Source organism: Rahnella sp. 1L-D-7-B-C2 (genome assembly GCF_057290995.1).
Genome location: NZ_JBXAVQ010000004.1, coordinates 315,891 through 333,620 on the forward strand (window position 1 = coordinate 315,891; position 17,730 = coordinate 333,620).

The window sequence follows — 17,730 nt, forward strand, 5'->3', positions numbered from 1 at the left end:
AGGCAAGCCTGCAACATGGATACGTACTTTTATTTACTTGACGATATGGAGATTGGGCGAAAATGCGACTACAAGCATGGCAGGTAGGTCTGGATATTCAAGCCGGTTTTGCCCGTGCGATCGCCGTACAAAGGCGGCGTCATGGCTGGCAATTACGTCACTGGTGGCAGCATCCGCTGCCTGACTTCACGTTGCGGGAGGGGATATTACATGAGACCGCGCCGCTGATCGCCATTTTATCATTCTGGCGCAAAACCTTACCGGCCACGTTGTCACTGAGAATCAGCCTGCCTGCACAGCGCATCATGCAGCAACGCATGGTGGCACCAGATGCGCGGCTGCAGGATCCCGCCCGCAGTGCCTTTATCTTTAGTCATGCGGCGAAACAATTTCCTCTGGGCGTTGAACATCTGGTGATGGATTACCGTGCAGACCCGTGCGGAGATAATCAGGTCGTGGTCACTGCCGCACGGCAGCAGGAGATAGCGCAGTGGATGGGGTGCCTTGCGCAGGCGCAGCTTTTTCCTGAGGTTATCGAACTGGCGCCTTGCGCACTTCAGGTTGCGGCTCACGCGGCCCGGCTTCCCGGCGATGCGCTGCTGATTCATCCGCTCGACGATGCCATTCTTTGGGCTTCGCCGCATAGCCTGCCGTTCCAGTTCGGTCTGTTAGAAAGCACGCAAGCACTGGCGGATGCATCTCTTCCTGATGTCATCCGTTCGCAGTATCGTGCCGGAGCGCTGTGTGCCAGAGCAGGTTATTACAGCGGCGAAAATCCTCCTTCCGGAATGCAATGCTGGTCGCCGCTCAGTGCGATCAGTCAGTTATCCGCCCCTTTACCTGCCAACCCCGGCGACTTCGCCCCTGCCGTTGGGCTGGCGCTAAGACCTATGGATTGCTGATGCTACAGGTCAACTTATTGCCCTGGCGCAAGGTACATCGGCAGCAACGGCTGCGTTTCTGGCTGACCGTTTCAGTGTGTTTTCCGGCGTTGCTGCTGGTGAGTTTACTGGGTTGTGCTGTTTTTCTGGCTCAGCAACGGACCCTTTTACAACAGCACCTTGCTGCACTGAAACTCGCTTCTCAGGCACTTTCTATGCAACAAAAGCGGGTGGAGACGGCGTCGGCACAGGTAAAAATACTCCTGGCGCAGCGTTTGATTAGCCAGCAGCGGGCGCAGCGGAGCAGGAACTTCCTGCAAATACTGACGTTACTGGCAGAAAAAATTCCAGAGGAGGTCCGGCTGAACGAACTGGTTGAACTTCAGAACCAGCTGACGCTCAACGGCGAAGGGCGGTTTTATCACGACATTCTGGCTTTTCGCGACACCCTGGCGGCAAGTGACTTACTCGGGGATGTCACTCTGAACGATGTACGTCAGCAATCCGGTGTGATGCTGAGTTTTGTGCTGAAGATGCAGTTGCGTCAGCCACCTGAACAGGGAGCGTTGCCATGAATAATCCATTTTTGCAGCGGCTTGAGCCGCTGATGCAAAAACCGGGCTGGCAGCTGGCTACTATGCTGGCGGGCGTGATGACGCTTATCGCGCTGGTAATATATCAATGGCTTTTCCGGAGTATCTGGCTGCAACAGACAGAGCTGGAGCAGCAGATAAATGAGATCCGCCAGGTAGTGACTCATGCGCAGGTGGCCTTACTGCGCGGAGCGCCGCTGTCGCGTTTACAGCATCTGCTGAAAGAAAATGCAGTGGTCGAAAATGACATTCTGCCGCTGGACAAGCTATTTGCGCCGCCGCTGAAGGCTTCGCAGGCCGCGCTGGTTCGCTGGTCGCCCGCACCTGACCGGCAAGGCGAACTTCAGCTGCTGGGTTCTTTTGGCGCACTGATGCATTTTCTCCAGGCATTGCAGCAGCGCCAGTGGCATCCGGCGTTCAGCGAGCTCAATTTTCATGTCACTGAAAACGGCCTCGCGGTTTCTCTTTTGCTGACCCAAACAAACGAAGCTGCTGACGGCAATGAAGTCACTATCCCGGTGCGTGATCCTTTTGCTCCCCTGCAATCCCAATCCTGCAGCGGTGAAACCCTGGCTCCCGCGTGGAGTCTGGGCGGCATTACGCAGGCCGAAGGCCAACAGTTTGGCTGGTTGCTGTTGCCAGATGGCCGTTGGAACAAAGTCGAAACAGGCACGCAGATTGGCACGCCGCTGTGGACGGTCGCAATACTGGATGCCTCACAGGTAGAACTCAGCATCAACGATGCCCGCTGCGGCGAACAACGCCAGACCCTCCGGTTTGGTCACCCGAGCACTTCTCCAGGGAAAGGAAAACAATGAAACACGTTTATCTGGCCGCTCTGTGGCTGCCGTTTTTCTTATATTTCAGCGCCAGCAAGGCGGCCGCGCTTTCGTCGGTGTCTCTGGAATTTCAAACCGCGCCGATCGAAATGGTCTTGCAGGCCCTGGCCGATGCGCGGCAGCTTAATCTGATTACCGCGCCCGGTGTGGAAGGGCAAATCAGCGTAAAACTTAAAGAAGTGCCGTGGCAGCAGGCGCTCGACATTATCCTGCGCATGAATCATCTCACCAGCGAGCTTGAAGGAAATGTTCTGCTGGTCTCACCGGCATTGGACCCGCTTGCTCGCCAGCAGCAGATCAAAGAGGCTGAAGAACAGCAGGCTGACCAGCGGCCGATCGTCAGCCTGACCTTTCCGCTTCAATATGCCGATGCCAAAGAAACGGCGCTGAGCCTGAATGCACAAAAAGGCACGCTGTTATCTGTTAAAGGCAATGCGTCCGCGGATAGCCGCACCAATACTCTTTTATTGCGCGACACGCAGGAGGCGCTGGATATCGTCACACCGTGGATAAAAGAGTTAGATCTGCCGCTGCAACAGGTACAGCTGGCTGCACACATCGTGACAATGAACAGCGAAAGCCTGCGGGAATTAGGCGTGCGCTGGGGTTTCACCGGCGATGAACCTATTACTAAAGCCGTGCGCATGAACAATTTCAGTATGGGAATGCCGGTGGAAAACCCGATATTAACTGCGGGGTTTAATCTGGCACATATCAGCGGACGGATTTTAGATCTGGAGCTGACCGCGCTGGAGCAGGAAGACAAAGTCGATATTATCGCCAGCCCGCGCCTGCTGACGGCGCACATGCAAACCGCCAGCATCAAGCAGGGCACCGAGATTCCCTATCAGGTGTCCAGCGGGGCGAGCGGCAGCACGTCCATCGAATTTAAAGAAGCGGTGCTCGGAATGGAAGTGACGCCAAAGATTCAGCGCGACGGGCGCATTCAGATGGCCTTGCAAATAAGCCAGAATATGCCGGGGCGCAGTATCAAACAGTCCGAGGGCGAAGCGCTGGCGATCGACAAACAGGAAATCAAAACGCAGGTCACGGTCAAAGATGGCGAAACTATCGTGCTGGGCGGAATTTTCCAGCGCAAAAACCAGAAGACCGACACTAAAGTCCCGGTAATCGGCGATATTCCGGTGGTCGGTTCCTTGTTCAAACACCAGTATATGAATGAACAGCGACGCGAGTTGGTGATTTTCATCACTCCGACCTTAATCCGCGCCCAATAAACGGGGATTTAGTGCTAACCTAAATCGCACGATCACGTTGAGCACATGCAACTTTTTGTGTCGTGAGAGGCTTCTGAGTTTGACGCTGCGGTCGATTTAGCTTACAAGGGTTACCGAATTGAGCACCGTGATCTTTTTTTACTGCAGACACGCCGATAAAAACGTACGTTTTCCCTCCTGCGGCGTGCAATGTGATTTATTCGGTTGCCAAACTACCAAGAGTGTTGAGATAATTTTTTTCTGATCTCGCACTATCGCTCATGAGGTTTCAGTTTAGGTCCCGCCGCTAATTTGATTGGCGGGGCGGGTTATCATCAACGAAATAGTCTTAGTAATACCGAAAAACATGGCAGAGAAACGCAATATCTTTCTGGTTGGGCCTATGGGTGCCGGCAAAAGCACTATTGGTCGACAGTTAGCTCAGCAACTCAATATGGAGTTTTTCGACTCCGATCACGAAATTGAGCGACGTACCGGAGCTGATGTGGGCTGGGTATTTGATTTAGAAGGCGAAGACGGATTCCGCGACCGCGAAGAAAAAGTGATCAACGAACTGACCGAAAAACAAGGCATCGTTCTGGCAACTGGCGGGGGTTCCGTTAAATCACGTGAAACCCGTAACCGTTTGTCAGCGCGTGGCGTTGTCGTCTATCTTGAAACTACCATCGAAAAACAACTGGCGCGTACACAACGCGACAAAAAACGTCCATTATTACAAGTGAGTGCTCCGCCGCGTGAAGTGCTTGAAGCACTGGCGAGAGAACGCAATCCTTTGTATGAAGAGATTGCCGACGTCACTATTCGTACCGATGATCAAAGTGCCAAAGTCGTTGCCAACCAGATTATCAACATGCTGGAAAGTAACTGATTATTGGTTTCTATCATTGCCTGAGGGTGTCAGTTAAAGAAGGTCACAGAGCACGACATGGAGAGGATTACCGTAACGTTAGGGGAACGTAGCTACCCCATTACGATTGCTGCCGGATTGTTCCACGATCCGGCTTCTTTTATGCCGGTAAAGGCAGGCGATCAGGTCATGATAGTGACCAACGAAACCCTCGCTCCTCTCTATCTGGACGCAATCCGTTCAGTGCTGGAGCAGGCAGGCGTTCGTGTTGATCAGGTGATTCTGCCTGATGGTGAACAATACAAATCCCTGACTGTTCTAAATGACGTGTTCTCCGCGCTGCTTCAAAAGCCGCACGGACGTGATACCACGCTTGTCGCCCTTGGCGGCGGCGTCGTCGGTGATTTAACCGGCTTCGCTGCGGCCAGTTATCAACGCGGTGTGCGCTTTGTACAGGTGCCTACCACGTTGCTCTCTCAGGTCGATTCCTCCGTTGGCGGTAAAACGGCGGTGAACCATCCCCTCGGAAAAAACATGATCGGCGCGTTCTATCAGCCTGCGTCGGTGGTGGTTGATCTCGACTGTCTGCGCACTTTACCTGCCCGTGAAATGTCATCGGGACTGGCGGAAGTGATCAAATACGGCATTATTTTGGATGCCGACTTCTTTGTATGGCTTGAAGACAACATGGATGCCCTGCTGGCGCTGGATATGAATGCGCTGGCTTATTGCATCCGTCGTTGCTGCGAGCTGAAAGCGGAGGTGGTAGCAGCCGATGAACGTGAAAACGGCATGCGCGCCTTACTGAATCTGGGCCATACTTATGGCCATGCTATTGAAGCAGAAATGGGTTATGGCAACTGGCTGCACGGTGAAGCCGTGTCCGCCGGGATGATGATGGCGTGTTATACCGCCCATCGCCTTGGTCAGTTCGGTCTGGGTGATATCGCCCGGGTGAAAACTTTACTCGCGCGCGCGGGCTTGCCGGTGACGGGGCCGCAGGTCATGAAAGCCGAAGCCTATTTGCCGCACATGATGCGTGATAAGAAAGTACTGGCTGGCGAACTGCGTCTGGTTTTACCCAAAGCAATTGGACAGTCCGAAGTACGCTCCGGCGTATCGCATGAAATGGTGCTGGCTTCGATTGAAGATTGCCGTTAAAACTGTGGCCACTTTTTTGGCCAGATAACGACCGATTTCACCCATGCCAGCAAAGCGTTATATTTTTTAGTCAGGATAGTTGCTCCGCGTGAAGCCTGTTACGGGCTTTTAGCCGGGTTGGAGGTTTTAGATGGATGATTTAACACCGGAAGACGATCTCAAGCCAGATACCAGCGATCGCCGCCCACCGCGCGCGCGCAAACCGTCTCCTTCCCTACCCAAGGTTCCTGTTAACCGTCAGTACGTGATGATTGGCATCGGGATTGTGGTGTTGGTTCTGCTGATTGTCGGCATCGGCTCCGCCATGAAGTCCCCGACATCGAATCAGGCCACTCAGCAAAACAACGGTCCAAAAGATATCAGTCTTGCGGGTAATGACGCTGCTGCACCGGCTCAGCCTTCTGCACAAGCGCAGGCCAATACCGCACAGGCCGTCAATGGACAGCAGCCACAAAGCATTGGTTTACCGCCCGTGTCTTCAACGCCTACCGAAGCGCAGCCTTTGCCAGACAATGGCCAGAAAGAACGCGTGGATCTGCCTGGTGACATGAGCGACGCTTTATCTTCCCAGCAGAATCAGGTGGATGGCGTAGCGCAAGGCAATATGGATCAGGGTGCTGCGACCAGTGGTGCTGCACAATCTCTGACTTCATTACCGACCGCTGCGGCGACTGTCAACGGTTCAGCGCGCACGCAGACGCCTGGCGTTTCCCAGCCGCAAGCCACGCATACCCGTCCGGCGCAAACGGCACGTAATCAGCAGTCAGCCCATACGGCGAAGCCGGTTGAGCACAAACCTGCGGCGACCGCCTCGCAAACGGCGAAAACTCAGGCGACCAAATCTCAGGCAGCCTCTGTACCTGCCGTTTCTGCGCCGGTAGCCTCAGGCAGCGCATTAGCCATTAAGTCTGCGCCTGGGTCACACTTCACCCTGCAATTAAGCGGTGCTTCGCAGTCCAACACACTGAACGCATTTGCCAAACAGTCCGGCCTGAAAAACTATCTGGTTTATCAGACCGCACGCGACGGGAAGCCGTGGTTTGTGTTGGTGAGCGGTAACTACGCGTCTTCTGCGGAAGCCAAACGTGCTATTGCCAGCCTGCCTGCGGAAGTTCAGGCGAAAAAACCGTGGGTTAAACCTGTACATCAGGTACAGCAAGACCTGAAAAAATGAATCTGATCTCAACGCGATTTGCTGTCTAAAAACAGGATACAATCCGCGGCTGTGAATTGTATAAGTAGCTAACTGACGGCATGAAGAAGAACCGCGCGTTTTTGAAGTGGGCTGGCGGCAAATACCCGCTGATTGATGACATTAAACGTCATCTTCCGGCGGGAGATTGTTTGATCGAGCCTTTTGTTGGCGCGGGCTCAGTGTTTTTGAATACTGAGTATGACGCTTACATTCTGGCGGATATCAACAACGACCTGATTAATCTCTACGATATCGTGAAAACACGCACCGATGAATTTGTGCGTGATGCCCGTGTGCTTTTCACGCCAGAGTTTAATGATGCAGATCGTTTTTACGTCCTGAGGGCTGAGTTTAATGCCAGCAGCGATCCTTATCGTCGTTCGGTACTTTTCCTCTATCTGAACCGCCATTGTTACAACGGCCTGTGTCGTTATAATCTCAGTGGGGCGTTTAACGTGCCTTTTGGCCGTTATAAAAAACCGTATTTCCCGGAAGAAGAACTCTACTGGTTTGCTGAAAAAGCCAAAAATGCTCTGTTTGTTTGTGAGCATTATGAGGAAACGTTGCTCAAAGCGAAGGCCGGTTCGGTGGTGTATTGCGACCCACCTTATGCGCCCCTCTCTGCAACCGCGAATTTTACGGCGTACCACACCAACAGCTTTAGCATGGACGATCAGCGCAAACTGGCGCGTCTGGCGCACCAGCTCTCCAGTGAGAATGCGGTGCCGGTGCTGATCTCCAATCATGAAACACCCCTGACGCTGGAATGGTATGCAGAGGCGGAACTGCATCGCGTATCCGCCCGGCGTACTATCAGCAGCAATATTGCCCTGCGCAGCAAGGTGAATGAACTTTTAGCGCTCTATCGCTGATTGCCGGTTTGCGCCGCAGTCAACAGGTAACCTTATCGTTTGGAGAAGCGGATGAAACAGTTTTTGATTGCCCCGTCCATTCTGTCGGCTGACTTTGCCCGTCTGGGTGAAGATACGGCGAAAGCACTGGCCGCTGGCGGCGACGTGGTTCATTACGATGTGATGGATAACCACTACGTCCCGAATTTAACGATGGGGCCTGCCATCCTCAAAGCGTTGCGCGATTACGGCATTACCGCGCCGATCGATGTTCATCTGATGGCCAAACCGGTGGATCGCCTGATACCTGATTTTGCCGAGGCGGGCGCGACCTATATCTCTTTCCATCCTGAAGCCTCCGAACACGTTGACCGAACGCTGCAACTGATTAAAAGCCACGGTTGTAAAGCCGGGCTGGTTTTCAATCCGGCCACGTCGCTGAGCTATCTCGATTACGTGATGGATAAGCTGGATGTGATCCTGTTGATGTCGGTGAACCCCGGCTTTGGCGGACAATCGTTTATTCCGGGCACGTACGATAAGCTGCGTCAGGTGCGCAAACTGATCGACGACAGCGGCTATGATATTCGTCTGGAAGTCGACGGCGGCGTGAAAGCTGAAAACATCCGTGAGATCGCAGCCGCAGGCGCAGACATGTTTGTCGCCGGTTCTGCCATCTTCAACCAGCCGGATTACCGCACCGTGATCGACCATATGCGCAGCGAACTGGCGCAGGTGTCACATGACTGAGACTCTGACCGCGCGTGGTGTGGCATTTGATTTAGACGGCACGCTGGTCGACAGCGCGCCAGGTCTGGCGGACGCCGTGGACATGGCGCTGCGTGATTTTGATTTACCTCCTGCTGGCGTTGAACGCATCAGCACCTGGATTGGCAACGGCGCAGACATTATGGTCGAACGCGCCGTACGCTGGGCCGAAGGTGATACGTCACCTGCGTTTTTGAAAAAAATTCGCGACAAGTTCGATCACTACTATGCCGTGACGGCCGCTTCCGGCAGCCGTCTCTATCCGCAGGTAAAAGAAACGCTGGCTGCCCTTGCCGCGCAGGGCTTACCTTTGGGTCTGGTGACCAATAAACCGACGCCGTTTATCGCGCCTCTGTTGGAGTCACTGGGCATCGGCAACTATTTCACACTGGTGTTGGGCGGTGATGATGTCGTGGCGAAGAAACCGCATCCGGCGCCGCTGTATCTGATGCTGGGTACGCTGGGCTTACGCGCCAGCGAGTTGGTGTTTGTTGGCGATTCCCGCAATGACATTCAGGCGGCGCAGGCGGCGGGTTGCCCTTGTGTCGGTATGACTTACGGATATAACTACGGTGAAACCATCGCGCTGAGTAAACCCGATCGCGTTCTGGAACATTTTGCCGACCTTTTGCCCGCTTTGGGGCTGTCATCTTTACAAGATCAGGAAGCATAAAATGAGTAAACCCATCGTATTTAGTGGCGCACAGCCCTCCGGCGAATTGACCATTGGCAACTACATGGGTGCGCTGCGTCAGTGGGTCAAAATGCAGGATGATTACGAATGCATTTACTGCATCGTCGATTTGCACGCGATCACCGTACGTCAGGATCCGGTGAAACTGCGCAAAGCAACGCTCGACACACTGGCGCTGTATCTGGCTATCGGCATCGATCCGAAGAAAAGTACTATCTTCGTGCAGTCTCATGTTCCTGAACATACACAGCTGAGCTGGGCGCTGAACTGCTACACCTATTTCGGCGAGCTGGGCCGCATGACGCAGTTCAAAGACAAGTCAGCGCGCTACGAAACCTCTAACAGCGAAAGCATTACTGCGGGTCTGTTTGATTATCCGGTGCTGATGGCGGCGGATATCCTGCTGTACCAAACTAACCAGGTGCCGGTCGGTGAAGATCAGAAGCAGCATCTGGAGCTGAGCCGCGATATCGCCAGCCGCTTCAATGCGCTGTACGGTGATGTATTCACCGTGCCTGAACCGTTCATTCCAAAATCCGGTGCGCGCGTGATGTCGTTGCAGGAACCGACCAAGAAGATGTCTAAGTCGGATGACAACCGCAAAAACGTGATAGGGCTGTTGGAAGATCCGAAAGCGGTGACCAAAAAAATCAAAAGCGCGATGACCGACTCCGAAGAGCCGCCAGTCATTCGTTACGATGTGAAGAATAAACCGGGTGTATCGAACCTGCTGGATATTCTGTCCGGCGTGACCGGCCAGACCATCGCCGAACTGGAAGCGCAGTTCGAAGGCCAGATGTATGGTCACCTGAAAGGGGCAGTTGCCGAAGCCGTATCCGGCATGCTGACTGAAGTGCAGGAACGTTATAACCGTTTCCGCAGCGACGAAGTATTGCTGCAACAGATCATGCAAGAGGGCGCAGAAAAAGCCCGCGCACGTGCCAGCGTCACGCTGAAAAAAGCCTATGAAGCGATTGGTTTTGTGACGCTGCCGTAATTTGTCATTTTGTTATGAATCTGAAAACCACGTCTCCGGACGTGGTTTTTTGCTTTCTGACCTGCAAACGCCAGGTTACGAACCGGCGCTGAAGTTATAGGTAAACGTGGCGTTATAGCGCCAGTCGCGTGAGTTGCTATCGACCGGCAGATCGCCAATTGGACGTGCCACTTCTACCGACAACGTATAGTGACGGTTATCGCCAAACATCACGCCGATGGCATACGACGACAGATTTTGCTTCGGTAATCCCTGCTGATTAAATTCGGTATGTGCCGCATCAACTACCGTGTAAGGCTGAATGGTTTTGAGCCATTCGCCCTGATCCAGACTGTGGATGTAGCGCATTTCGACCTGTCCGCCAACGCCATAATCGCCCTGGGCATCGCTGTCCGGGTACCCCCGCCCGTAATGCAGTGCGCCGAAATTCACCCGTTCAGGTTCCGGTAAATCATTATCTGACCAGTCACCTTCCACGGATGTACTGAGGCGCCATTTCTTGTCGAACAGGTAGGCAGCATCGCCGTTAAATTTCCAGCGGGTAAACGTCAGATCGGCATTGGGCGTGCTGTTGGTCGCGCCGAGTCCGTCCATCCCTTGGCGTACATTAAATTTGGTATTCCAGTAAGCCTGATCGTATTCGTGATACCCAGTCAGAGACACTTCTGCCGCCGGATAGCGTATCCGCTGATTGATGCCCGGCAATTGCACCTGGCGGTCGCCGCGTCGCGCCACTAAATCGTAATCATATTTTTTATCGAGATAATCCAGTTCGCCGCTGACCGTCCACTGCTGTTTGCGCGTCAGCTTGAGTGGATAACTGAACACCACGCCGCCGTTGTACTGCGTCTGTGTATTCTGCGACCCGACGGTAATGCCATCGGGCAACGAAAGTATAGTGTTGTAATCCTTATCTTTCTGTTTGTAATAGCTGCCTTTGAGCTGCATCAGCAGGCCGTCGTCGCCGAGATATTGTTGATAGTTCAGCCCGGCATAGGTTTTGCGGGTATCGCCTTCCAGTGGGATGAGTGTCGCGATGCCGAGCTGTTCGCCATAGGCGCTCAGGCCGCTCAGTGTAGCGTTGACCACCGCAGAGCTGTCGCCTTTGCGGGTATCGACAGCGGTGGCGATGTTCCAGTTACGCGGCCGCAGTGCCTGCACGTTCAGCGTCGTTGCGCCGTAAATATTATTGGGATTGTTGGCCGACGCCGTGACTTTTGTGTCCGGCGTGCGACTCATCAGAATGGTATAGCGCTCGAACGTATTCTGCGTCAGCGGCTTTTCCGCCATGATGTGCTGCGATAATTTACTTAGCCAGCGGCCGACCTGCTGATTGTCACTGTGGATCTGCGTGCCGGAAATATACCCTTCGACCAGCCCGATTTTCACCACGCCGTCCTGAAAATTGTCCGCCGGTAAATAGGCGTAAGAGAGCACAAACCCGTCGCGGTGATAACGCTGGGTGATCGTATCCGTCGCCGCCAGCAGGGAAGATAAGGGCACTTTCTTGCCGAAATATTGGCTAAAAGGTGCGGCCAGTGAATCCAGCGGATATTCGGTACCGCCAACAAACTGAATATGCTTCACGTCGATAAGCGTCTGCGGCGTCAGGTCAGAAAACGTTTTTTGCGCCGGTAAATTGATTTTTTGCGATTTAGCCGGTGGCTGGGAAATCGGCGAAGCCAGTTTGGCCGGATTATTCGGGTCGATTAAAGTGGGGAACATGTCTGCCGAACTGTAACCAATGGCAGAACCCAATAAAGCCACTATGCAGGATTTTATTCTCATAAACATTCCTTTGAGCGCACAGGCAAATGTGGGAATTCAGCGATCGTTGGCCCGCTCCCGAATGCGCCGGAAGCGGGCTTTTACTGCTTCTTTTAATGCTAAATAACTACTGCGGTTTGTTCAGCTTCAGCCCCAGACCGCTGGTCAGCCCGCCAACGGTGGTGCCGACACCGGCGATGAGACCGCCTGACTGAGAGACAGATGCGCCCGCACCCGCCGAGATACCGCCGGAATTGCTGGCGGTGGTTGTCGTCGTGCTGCTGGCCGGAACCAGAATCGTGCCAGTTTTAGACACGGCTTGTCCGGTGTCGGTGACTGCAGTGCCCAGCCCGGCAAGCGCCGGTGTGCTGGTTGAAAGCTGCGTACCGGCTGAGCTGACGGTGCCGCCAACTTGATTTAGCAAGCCATTAACTGGCGCGCCCAGCCCCGTCGCGCCTCCGACAGTTTGGGTGGTGTTCTGTACCTGTGCGACAACAGGCGTGACAATCCCCGTCGCCCCTGTGGTTACGCCCGAAAGCGCACCACTTTGCACATTCTGCGCCAGCCCGTTACCGGTGTTAGTCACCAGCGTACCGACATTATTCACCAGGCCACCGGTTGCACCGGTCACGCCGCTGAGCGGAGTTCCGGCAGTATTCGTCGCCAGTGACGTGCCAAGACCTGACACGCCGGTGCCTAAATCAGCCACGGCTTTCGGTACGCCCGCTACGGTGGTGCCGATAGCATTCGGATTGGTACCCAGCTGGCCGATGCCGTTTTGTACGCCACTGCCGACGTCAGTGACAGCTTTGCCGGTGCTATCGATAATGGTGACAACGCCGGTGCCCGCGACCGGAATATTACCGATCGGCGTCTGGCTGGCGATGCTGCTGACCTGGGTGCCAAGGCCGCTGACCGCGCCGCCCGCGTTACTCAGGATGGTGCCAGTGGCGAGCGTGGTGGATGGCGTTCCACCCGTTCCGCTGCCCGTCCCTGTTCCTGTTCCCGTTCCATTTCCCGTCCCTGTGCCACCACCGGTTCCATTTCCTGCGGTAGTGTCACCGCCGGTTGTGGTTGTTCCTGTGCCTGTTCCTGTTCCGGTCGTTCCGTTGCCCGCCGTCGTCGTTCCGTCACTGCCTGAAGTGGTTCCATCGCCGGACGTCGCAGAACCGGTGGTGGACGTTTTTGCCGTATGAGAAGAACCGCCGCCACCGCTGCCACTACAGGCAGCCAGAGACAGGGCGATCAAGATTGCGAGCGCAACCTTGTTAACATGACCAACATGAATGGTATGGCGCATGATTTGACCCTCCACGGGGGTATACGCCACAGTTGGCGTAAATAAAGCTTAAGACGAAGATTCTTAATATTCCATTTGTGTGGGGTGATTATTTTGCAATCAGATCGTAACGTTCGCAAAATCAGGAATTATATTCTGTTATAAGAATTTTCTGATAAAGGAGGGTATGGAAGTGAGATGAATTTCACTTCCATGAATTGATTAGAAAAATAACTCGAGTTTTGCAGAGATATCCAGGGATTACTGCGGCGTTTTACTGGCAAACCAGTTCAGTTTTTCCCGCAGACTGACCACACTGCCGACGATGATCAGGCTCGGGCTTTGCACCTGTGTTGCCAGATGGCTCAGCTCAGTCAGCACGCCGGTGACGACCCGCTGCGCCTGGCTGGTGCCGTTTTCCACCAGTGCGACAGGCGTTTCTGCTGGCAGACCGTTTTCCAGCAAGCGGTGCTGAATCTCTCCCGCCTGCGTCAGTCCCATATAAAACACCAGTGTCTGCTGGCCTTGCGCCAGACAAGCCCAGTCGAGAGCACCGTCCTGCTTAGCATGACCGGTGATCAGCCGGACGCTCTGTGCGTGAGCGCGATGGGTCAGCGGAATGCCGCTGTAGGCGGAACAGCCCGACGCTGCCGTAATGCCCGGCACGACGGAAAACGCGATACCGGCTGCTTTCAGCGCTTCCAGCTCTTCGCCGCCACGGCCAAAAATAAACGGATCGCCACCTTTCAGCCTGACCACGCGTTTACCCATCTGCGCCTGTTCCAGCAAGATTTCGTTAATACGTTCCTGCGCAACGCAATGATGCCCGGCGCGTTTTCCAACGAAAATCCGTTCGGCGTCGCGACGTACCAGATTCAGCACGGCATCGGAGACCAGCCGGTCATACACCACCACGTCGGCCAGCTGCATCTGCTGCAAACCTTTCAGCGTCAGCAAACCGGCATCGCCCGGCCCGGCGCCGACCAGAACCACTTCGCCGTGTTTATCCACCGGTTCGCTGAACAGTTCTTCGAGATATTGCTCGCTCTGTGCGTCGTCATTATTCGCCAGCGACTGCGCCAGACGATGATGATTAAACAGCTTTTCCCACCAGCGGCGGCGTTCCGACATGTCGCTGAAATGCGTTTTGACCCGCGCCCGCAATCCGCCTGCTACCTGCGCCAGTTTGCCCAGATGTTGCGGCAAAATGGACTCCAGACGCTCGCGCAACAGACGTGCCAGCACCGGTGCATTGCCGCCGGAGGAGACGGCGATCATCAGCGGCGAACGGTCGATGATCGACGGCATGATCACGCTGGCGCTTTCCGGTGCATCCACCACATTACAAAATACGCGGCGATGCTCGGCGGCTTCGCTGACTTCCAGATTGACTAAATCGGAATCGGTAGCGGCCACCACCAGCCATTTCTCATCCACCAGCAGCGGAGAGAATTCGCCTTTCAGCAGGCGGACTTTGCCTTCATCTGCCCATATCTGAAACTGCGGCGTGAAGCTGAGGGCGTTGACCGTCAGTTTTGCGCCTGCGTCGAGCAGCAAACGCGCTTTACGTTCAGCAACGTCACCGGCACCGACCAGCAGACAGGCTCTGTTTTTTAACTGACAAAAAAGGGGCAAATAATCCATGAGCGATGATCTCAGAAGCAGATGAAAACGCCGCCCGGAGGCGGCGTGGAGGGCACGAAGATTAGCCGATTTCAGCCTGAAGACTGGCGCTAGAAATTTCGACATGGCCGTCGCGCACGCGAACGTCATAGGCCGGAATCGAATACTGATCGTCTTCCATGCAGAAACCGTCGGTCAGGCGGAAATGTTGTTTTTTCAGCGGACTGGCGACCCACAACTCGCCCTGATGCTCGCCGATAAGCCCGCGCGATAATACGCTGGCCTGCGCAAAAGGATCGATGTTGGAAATGGCAAAAATCTGCTCATCGGCATACGGGCGGAACAGCGCGACCTGCTCATCACCGGCCAGCGCGCAGACACCGCAGCCCGGCAAAATGTCTTCAACAGAACAAAGCGTTAACCACTGGCTCATAATACTTCCTCCCCGTCGGCGATGACTGTCACCGGAATGCGTTCGTCAGGGCGCGCCGGACGATGCTGTTGGCGTTCAGAAACGAACTGCACGTTCGGGTCGCGCTGCGCGCTGTTGATAAAGTGTGTGAAGCGGGTTTGCGCGGCCGGATCGTTCAGCGTTTCCTGCCATTCGCAAACGGCGGACTCACGCAGGCGTGTCAGCTCGGCTTCCAGCTGTTCGTTCAGACCCAGTTTGTTATCGATGATGACTTTACGCAGATAGTCGATGCCACCTTCGAGGTTGTCCATCCAGACCGAGGTGCGTTGCAGCTTATCGGCGGTGCGGATGTAGAACATCATGAAGCGGTCGAGATAGCGCAGCAGCGTCTCATTATCCAGATCGGCTGCCAGCAAATCGCCGTGGCGCGGTTTCATGCCGCCGTTACCGCAGACGTAAAGGTTCCAGCCGTTTTCCGTCGCGATAATCCCGACATCTTTGCCCTGTGCTTCGGAGCACTCGCGGGTACAACCCGATACGCCGAATTTCATTTTGTGCGGCGTGCGGATGCCTTTGTAACGGTTTTCCAGACTGATGCCGAAACCGAGGCTGTCGCCGACGCCGTAACGGCACCAGGTGCTGCCGACGCAGGTTTTCGCCATGCGCAGCGCTTTGGCGTAAGCCTGACCGGTTTCGAATCCGGCATTAATCAGTTTTTGCCAGATCGCCGGTAAATCATCTTTTTGCGCGCCGAACATGCCGATGCGCTGGGAGCCAGTGATCTTGGTGTAGAGATTGTATTCGGCGGCAATAGCGCCAATCGCTACCAACCCCTGCGGCGTGATTTCGCCGCCCGGTGAACGTGGGATCACCGAATAGGTGCCGTCTTTTTGCATGTTGGCAAGGAAGACGTCGTTGGTGTCCTGCAGCGGCGTGTGCTGTGCCTTCAGCACGTAGTCATTCCAGCAGGAGGCCAATAGAGAACCGACGGTCGGTTTACAGACTTCACAGCCGTAACCTTTGCCGTATTTATTCAGCAGGTCGTCGAACGAGCGGATACCTTCAACGCGGATCAGGTGATACAGCTCCTGACGGGAATAGGCGAAATGCTCGCACAGATGATGATTGACTTCGATGCCTTGCTTACTCAGCTCAGCATTCAGCACCTGCGTGACCAGCGGAATACAGCCGCCACAGCCGGTACCGGCTTTGGTCGCGGATTTCAACGCCGCTACCGTATGGCAGCCGCCTTGCACCGCTTTGATGATGTCGCCTTTGGTGACGTCGAAGCACGAACAGATTTGCGCGCTTTCCGGCAGGGCGTCAGTGCCAATCACCGCACCGCCACTGCCCGCATGAGCCGGCAGGATCAGCGCGTCCGGGTTTTCCGGCAGTTGAATACTGTTCAGCACTAACTGGAGCAGATTGCCGTAATCGCTGGTGTCGCCAACCAGTACCGCGCCGAGCAGCGTTTTGTTGTCTTCGCTGACCACCAGACGCTTATACAACGCTTTATTCTCATCGAGATACACGTAGCTGCGTGCGCCCGGCGTGCGGGCGTGAGCGTCGCCGATCCCCGCCACGTCAACGCCCAGCAGCTTCAGCTTGGCGCTCATGTCTGCACCGGTGAAACTGTTTTCACGGCCAAGAAGGTGATCGGCGGTGACCTGTGCCATTTTATAGCCCGGTGCAACCAGACCGAAAGTACGTTGATTCCACGACGCACATTCGCCGATGGCGTACACGTCCGGATCGCTGGTCTGGCACTGATCGTTGATAACGATACCGCCGCGCGGAGCGATGTCCAGATCGCACTGACGCGCCAGCTTATCCTGCGGACGAATACCGGTGGAGAAGACGATGAAATCGACTTCAAGCGACGTGCCGTCGGCGAATTCCATGGTTTTACGCGCCGTACTGCCGCCCTGAACGATCTCTTTGGTATTTTTGGCCGTATGAACCTGTACGCCCATGCTTTCAATTTTCTGGCGCAGCTGGCTGCCGCCCATCACGTCGAGCTGTTCGGCCATCAGGCCGGGGGCAAATTCCACGACGTGTGTTTCTACGCCGAGGTTTTTCAGCGCGCCTGCGGCTTCCAGACCGAGCAGGCCGCCGCCGACCACCGCACCCCGTTTACTGCGCCGGGCACAGGCTTCGATAGCATGCAAATCTTCGATAGTGCGGTAAACGAAGCAGTCCTGACCATCGGAACCGAGGATCGGCGGAACCCACGGGTAGGAACCAGTGGCGATGATCAGTTTGTCGTACACCACCGTGCGGCCGCTGCTGGAGTGGATGACTTTTTCTTTGCGGTTCAGCGTGATGGCGCGTTCACCGATCAGCACGTTGACATTGTGCTTCTCGTAGAACCCTTCGCGCACCAGCGAAAGCTCTTCGGCGGTATGGTGGGAAAAATAGGAGGAAAGATGGACGCGGTCATAGGCGACGCGCGGCTCTTCACACAGTACCGTGATATCGAACTGACCCGGCTCGGCTTTATCCAGTAAGTCTTCGATAAAGCGATGGCCGACCATGCCGTTACCAATAATCGCGAGTCTGACTTTGCTCATAATTGCCTCAATTTT

Annotated in this window: 16 protein-coding genes; 11 read left to right on the forward strand and 5 right to left on the reverse strand. The window is 55.0% G+C overall.

Translation table 11 applies throughout. The features are described from left to right. The first annotated feature begins 62 nt into the window (after window positions 1-62). The 11 genes from pilM (at window position 63) to trpS (ending at window position 10,064) form a co-directional block, all read left to right on the forward strand. Window positions 63-902, forward strand: a complete 840-nt coding sequence (gene pilM / locus AC0Z7K_RS09880; RefSeq protein WP_485614185.1) for a pilus assembly protein PilM — start codon at window positions 63-65, stop codon at window positions 900-902. Then, window positions 902-1,456, forward strand: coding sequence for a PilN domain-containing protein (locus AC0Z7K_RS09885; protein WP_485614186.1), 555 nt, complete (start codon window positions 902-904; stop codon window positions 1,454-1,456). Before pilM ends, AC0Z7K_RS09885 begins: the two co-directional genes overlap by 1 nt. Then, a complete protein-coding gene (locus tag AC0Z7K_RS09890) occupies window positions 1,453-2,292 on the forward strand; it encodes a pilus assembly protein PilO (protein WP_485614187.1) in 840 nt (279 codons plus the stop codon). The genes AC0Z7K_RS09885 and AC0Z7K_RS09890 overlap by 4 nt, the downstream gene beginning before the upstream one ends. Further along, window positions 2,289-3,551 (forward strand): DNA uptake porin HofQ, encoded by a 1,263-nt coding sequence (gene hofQ, locus AC0Z7K_RS09895; RefSeq protein WP_485614188.1) that lies wholly within the window; start codon window positions 2,289-2,291, stop codon window positions 3,549-3,551. Before AC0Z7K_RS09890 ends, hofQ begins: the two co-directional genes overlap by 4 nt. Window positions 3,552-3,897: 346 nt before the next feature. After that, complete coding sequence (gene aroK / locus AC0Z7K_RS09900; RefSeq protein WP_014333540.1) at window positions 3,898-4,419, forward strand: shikimate kinase AroK; 522 nt, start codon at window positions 3,898-3,900, stop codon at window positions 4,417-4,419. 57 nt (window positions 4,420-4,476) lie between these two features. Continuing rightward, a complete protein-coding gene (gene aroB / locus AC0Z7K_RS09905) occupies window positions 4,477-5,559 on the forward strand; it encodes a 3-dehydroquinate synthase (RefSeq protein ID WP_485614190.1) in 1,083 nt (360 codons plus the stop codon). Between the two features lie 130 nt (window positions 5,560-5,689). Next, on the forward strand, window positions 5,690-6,733 hold the full coding sequence (locus AC0Z7K_RS09910; protein ID WP_485614191.1) for an SPOR domain-containing protein: 1,044 nt from the start codon (window positions 5,690-5,692) through the stop codon (window positions 6,731-6,733). A gap of 80 nt (window positions 6,734-6,813) precedes the next feature. Next, complete coding sequence (dam, locus tag AC0Z7K_RS09915; RefSeq protein WP_112167567.1) at window positions 6,814-7,626, forward strand: adenine-specific DNA-methyltransferase; 813 nt, start codon at window positions 6,814-6,816, stop codon at window positions 7,624-7,626. A gap of 51 nt (window positions 7,627-7,677) precedes the next feature. Further along, window positions 7,678-8,355 carry a ribulose-phosphate 3-epimerase gene (rpe, locus tag AC0Z7K_RS09920; RefSeq protein ID WP_112167568.1) on the forward strand — a complete coding sequence of 226 codons (678 nt, stop codon included), beginning with the start codon at window positions 7,678-7,680 and terminating at the stop codon, window positions 8,353-8,355. Continuing rightward, window positions 8,348-9,046: a phosphoglycolate phosphatase gene (locus AC0Z7K_RS09925; RefSeq protein ID WP_485614192.1), complete on the forward strand. Its 699-nt coding sequence runs from the start codon at window positions 8,348-8,350 to the stop codon at window positions 9,044-9,046. The genes rpe and AC0Z7K_RS09925 overlap by 8 nt, the downstream gene beginning before the upstream one ends. Before the next feature lies 1 nt (window position 9,047). After that, window positions 9,048-10,064, forward strand: a complete 1,017-nt coding sequence (trpS, locus tag AC0Z7K_RS09930) for a tryptophan--tRNA ligase (protein ID WP_413530167.1) — start codon at window positions 9,048-9,050, stop codon at window positions 10,062-10,064. A gap of 75 nt (window positions 10,065-10,139) precedes the next feature. Here trpS and AC0Z7K_RS09935 read toward each other — a convergent pair whose 3' ends face one another. The 5 genes from AC0Z7K_RS09935 to nirB all read right to left on the reverse strand — a co-directional run bounded on the left by AC0Z7K_RS09935 (window position 10,140) and on the right by nirB (window position 17,715). Beyond that, window positions 10,140-11,852 carry a ShlB/FhaC/HecB family hemolysin secretion/activation protein gene (locus AC0Z7K_RS09935; protein ID WP_485614194.1) on the reverse strand — a complete coding sequence of 571 codons (1,713 nt, stop codon included), beginning with the start codon at window positions 11,850-11,852 and terminating at the stop codon, window positions 10,140-10,142. A 106-nt stretch (window positions 11,853-11,958) separates the two neighbouring features. Next, a complete protein-coding gene (locus AC0Z7K_RS09940) occupies window positions 11,959-13,131 on the reverse strand; it encodes a collagen-like triple helix repeat-containing protein (protein WP_485614195.1) in 1,173 nt (390 codons plus the stop codon). A gap of 240 nt (window positions 13,132-13,371) precedes the next feature. Then, a complete protein-coding gene (gene cysG, locus AC0Z7K_RS09945) occupies window positions 13,372-14,754 on the reverse strand; it encodes a siroheme synthase CysG (RefSeq protein ID WP_485614197.1) in 1,383 nt (460 codons plus the stop codon). 61 nt (window positions 14,755-14,815) lie between these two features. Next, on the reverse strand, window positions 14,816-15,166 hold the full coding sequence (nirD, locus tag AC0Z7K_RS09950) for a nitrite reductase small subunit NirD (protein ID WP_413530169.1): 351 nt from the start codon (window positions 15,164-15,166) through the stop codon (window positions 14,816-14,818). Continuing rightward, window positions 15,163-17,715 carry a nitrite reductase large subunit NirB gene (gene nirB, locus AC0Z7K_RS09955; RefSeq protein ID WP_485614198.1) on the reverse strand — a complete coding sequence of 851 codons (2,553 nt, stop codon included), beginning with the start codon at window positions 17,713-17,715 and terminating at the stop codon, window positions 15,163-15,165. Before nirB ends, nirD begins: the two co-directional genes overlap by 4 nt. Window positions 17,716-17,730 lie beyond the last annotated feature (15 nt).

What these genes read in the sequence shown, in the direction of transcription:
- pilM (WP_485614185.1), top strand. Translation starts at nt 63, where the DNA reads ATGCGACTACAAGCATGGCAGGTAGGTCTGGATATTCAAGCCGGTTTT.
- AC0Z7K_RS09885 (WP_485614186.1), top strand. Translation starts at nt 902, where the DNA reads ATGCTACAGGTCAACTTATTGCCCTGGCGCAAGGTACATCGGCAGCAA.
- AC0Z7K_RS09890 (WP_485614187.1), top strand. Translation starts at nt 1,453, where the DNA reads ATGAATAATCCATTTTTGCAGCGGCTTGAGCCGCTGATGCAAAAACCG.
- hofQ (WP_485614188.1), top strand. Translation starts at nt 2,289, where the DNA reads ATGAAACACGTTTATCTGGCCGCTCTGTGGCTGCCGTTTTTCTTATAT.
- aroK (WP_014333540.1), top strand. Translation starts at nt 3,898, where the DNA reads ATGGCAGAGAAACGCAATATCTTTCTGGTTGGGCCTATGGGTGCCGGC.
- aroB (WP_485614190.1), top strand. Translation starts at nt 4,477, where the DNA reads ATGGAGAGGATTACCGTAACGTTAGGGGAACGTAGCTACCCCATTACG.
- AC0Z7K_RS09910 (WP_485614191.1), top strand. Translation starts at nt 5,690, where the DNA reads ATGGATGATTTAACACCGGAAGACGATCTCAAGCCAGATACCAGCGAT.
- dam (WP_112167567.1), top strand. Translation starts at nt 6,814, where the DNA reads ATGAAGAAGAACCGCGCGTTTTTGAAGTGGGCTGGCGGCAAATACCCG.
- rpe (WP_112167568.1), top strand. Translation starts at nt 7,678, where the DNA reads ATGAAACAGTTTTTGATTGCCCCGTCCATTCTGTCGGCTGACTTTGCC.
- AC0Z7K_RS09925 (WP_485614192.1), top strand. Translation starts at nt 8,348, where the DNA reads ATGACTGAGACTCTGACCGCGCGTGGTGTGGCATTTGATTTAGACGGC.
- trpS (WP_413530167.1), top strand. Translation starts at nt 9,048, where the DNA reads ATGAGTAAACCCATCGTATTTAGTGGCGCACAGCCCTCCGGCGAATTG.
- AC0Z7K_RS09935 (WP_485614194.1), bottom strand. Translation starts at nt 11,852, where the DNA reads ATGAGAATAAAATCCTGCATAGTGGCTTTATTGGGTTCTGCCATTGGT.
- AC0Z7K_RS09940 (WP_485614195.1), bottom strand. Translation starts at nt 13,131, where the DNA reads ATGCGCCATACCATTCATGTTGGTCATGTTAACAAGGTTGCGCTCGCA.
- cysG (WP_485614197.1), bottom strand. Translation starts at nt 14,754, where the DNA reads ATGGATTATTTGCCCCTTTTTTGTCAGTTAAAAAACAGAGCCTGTCTG.
- nirD (WP_413530169.1), bottom strand. Translation starts at nt 15,166, where the DNA reads ATGAGCCAGTGGTTAACGCTTTGTTCTGTTGAAGACATTTTGCCGGGC.
- nirB (WP_485614198.1), bottom strand. Translation starts at nt 17,715, where the DNA reads ATGAGCAAAGTCAGACTCGCGATTATTGGTAACGGCATGGTCGGCCAT.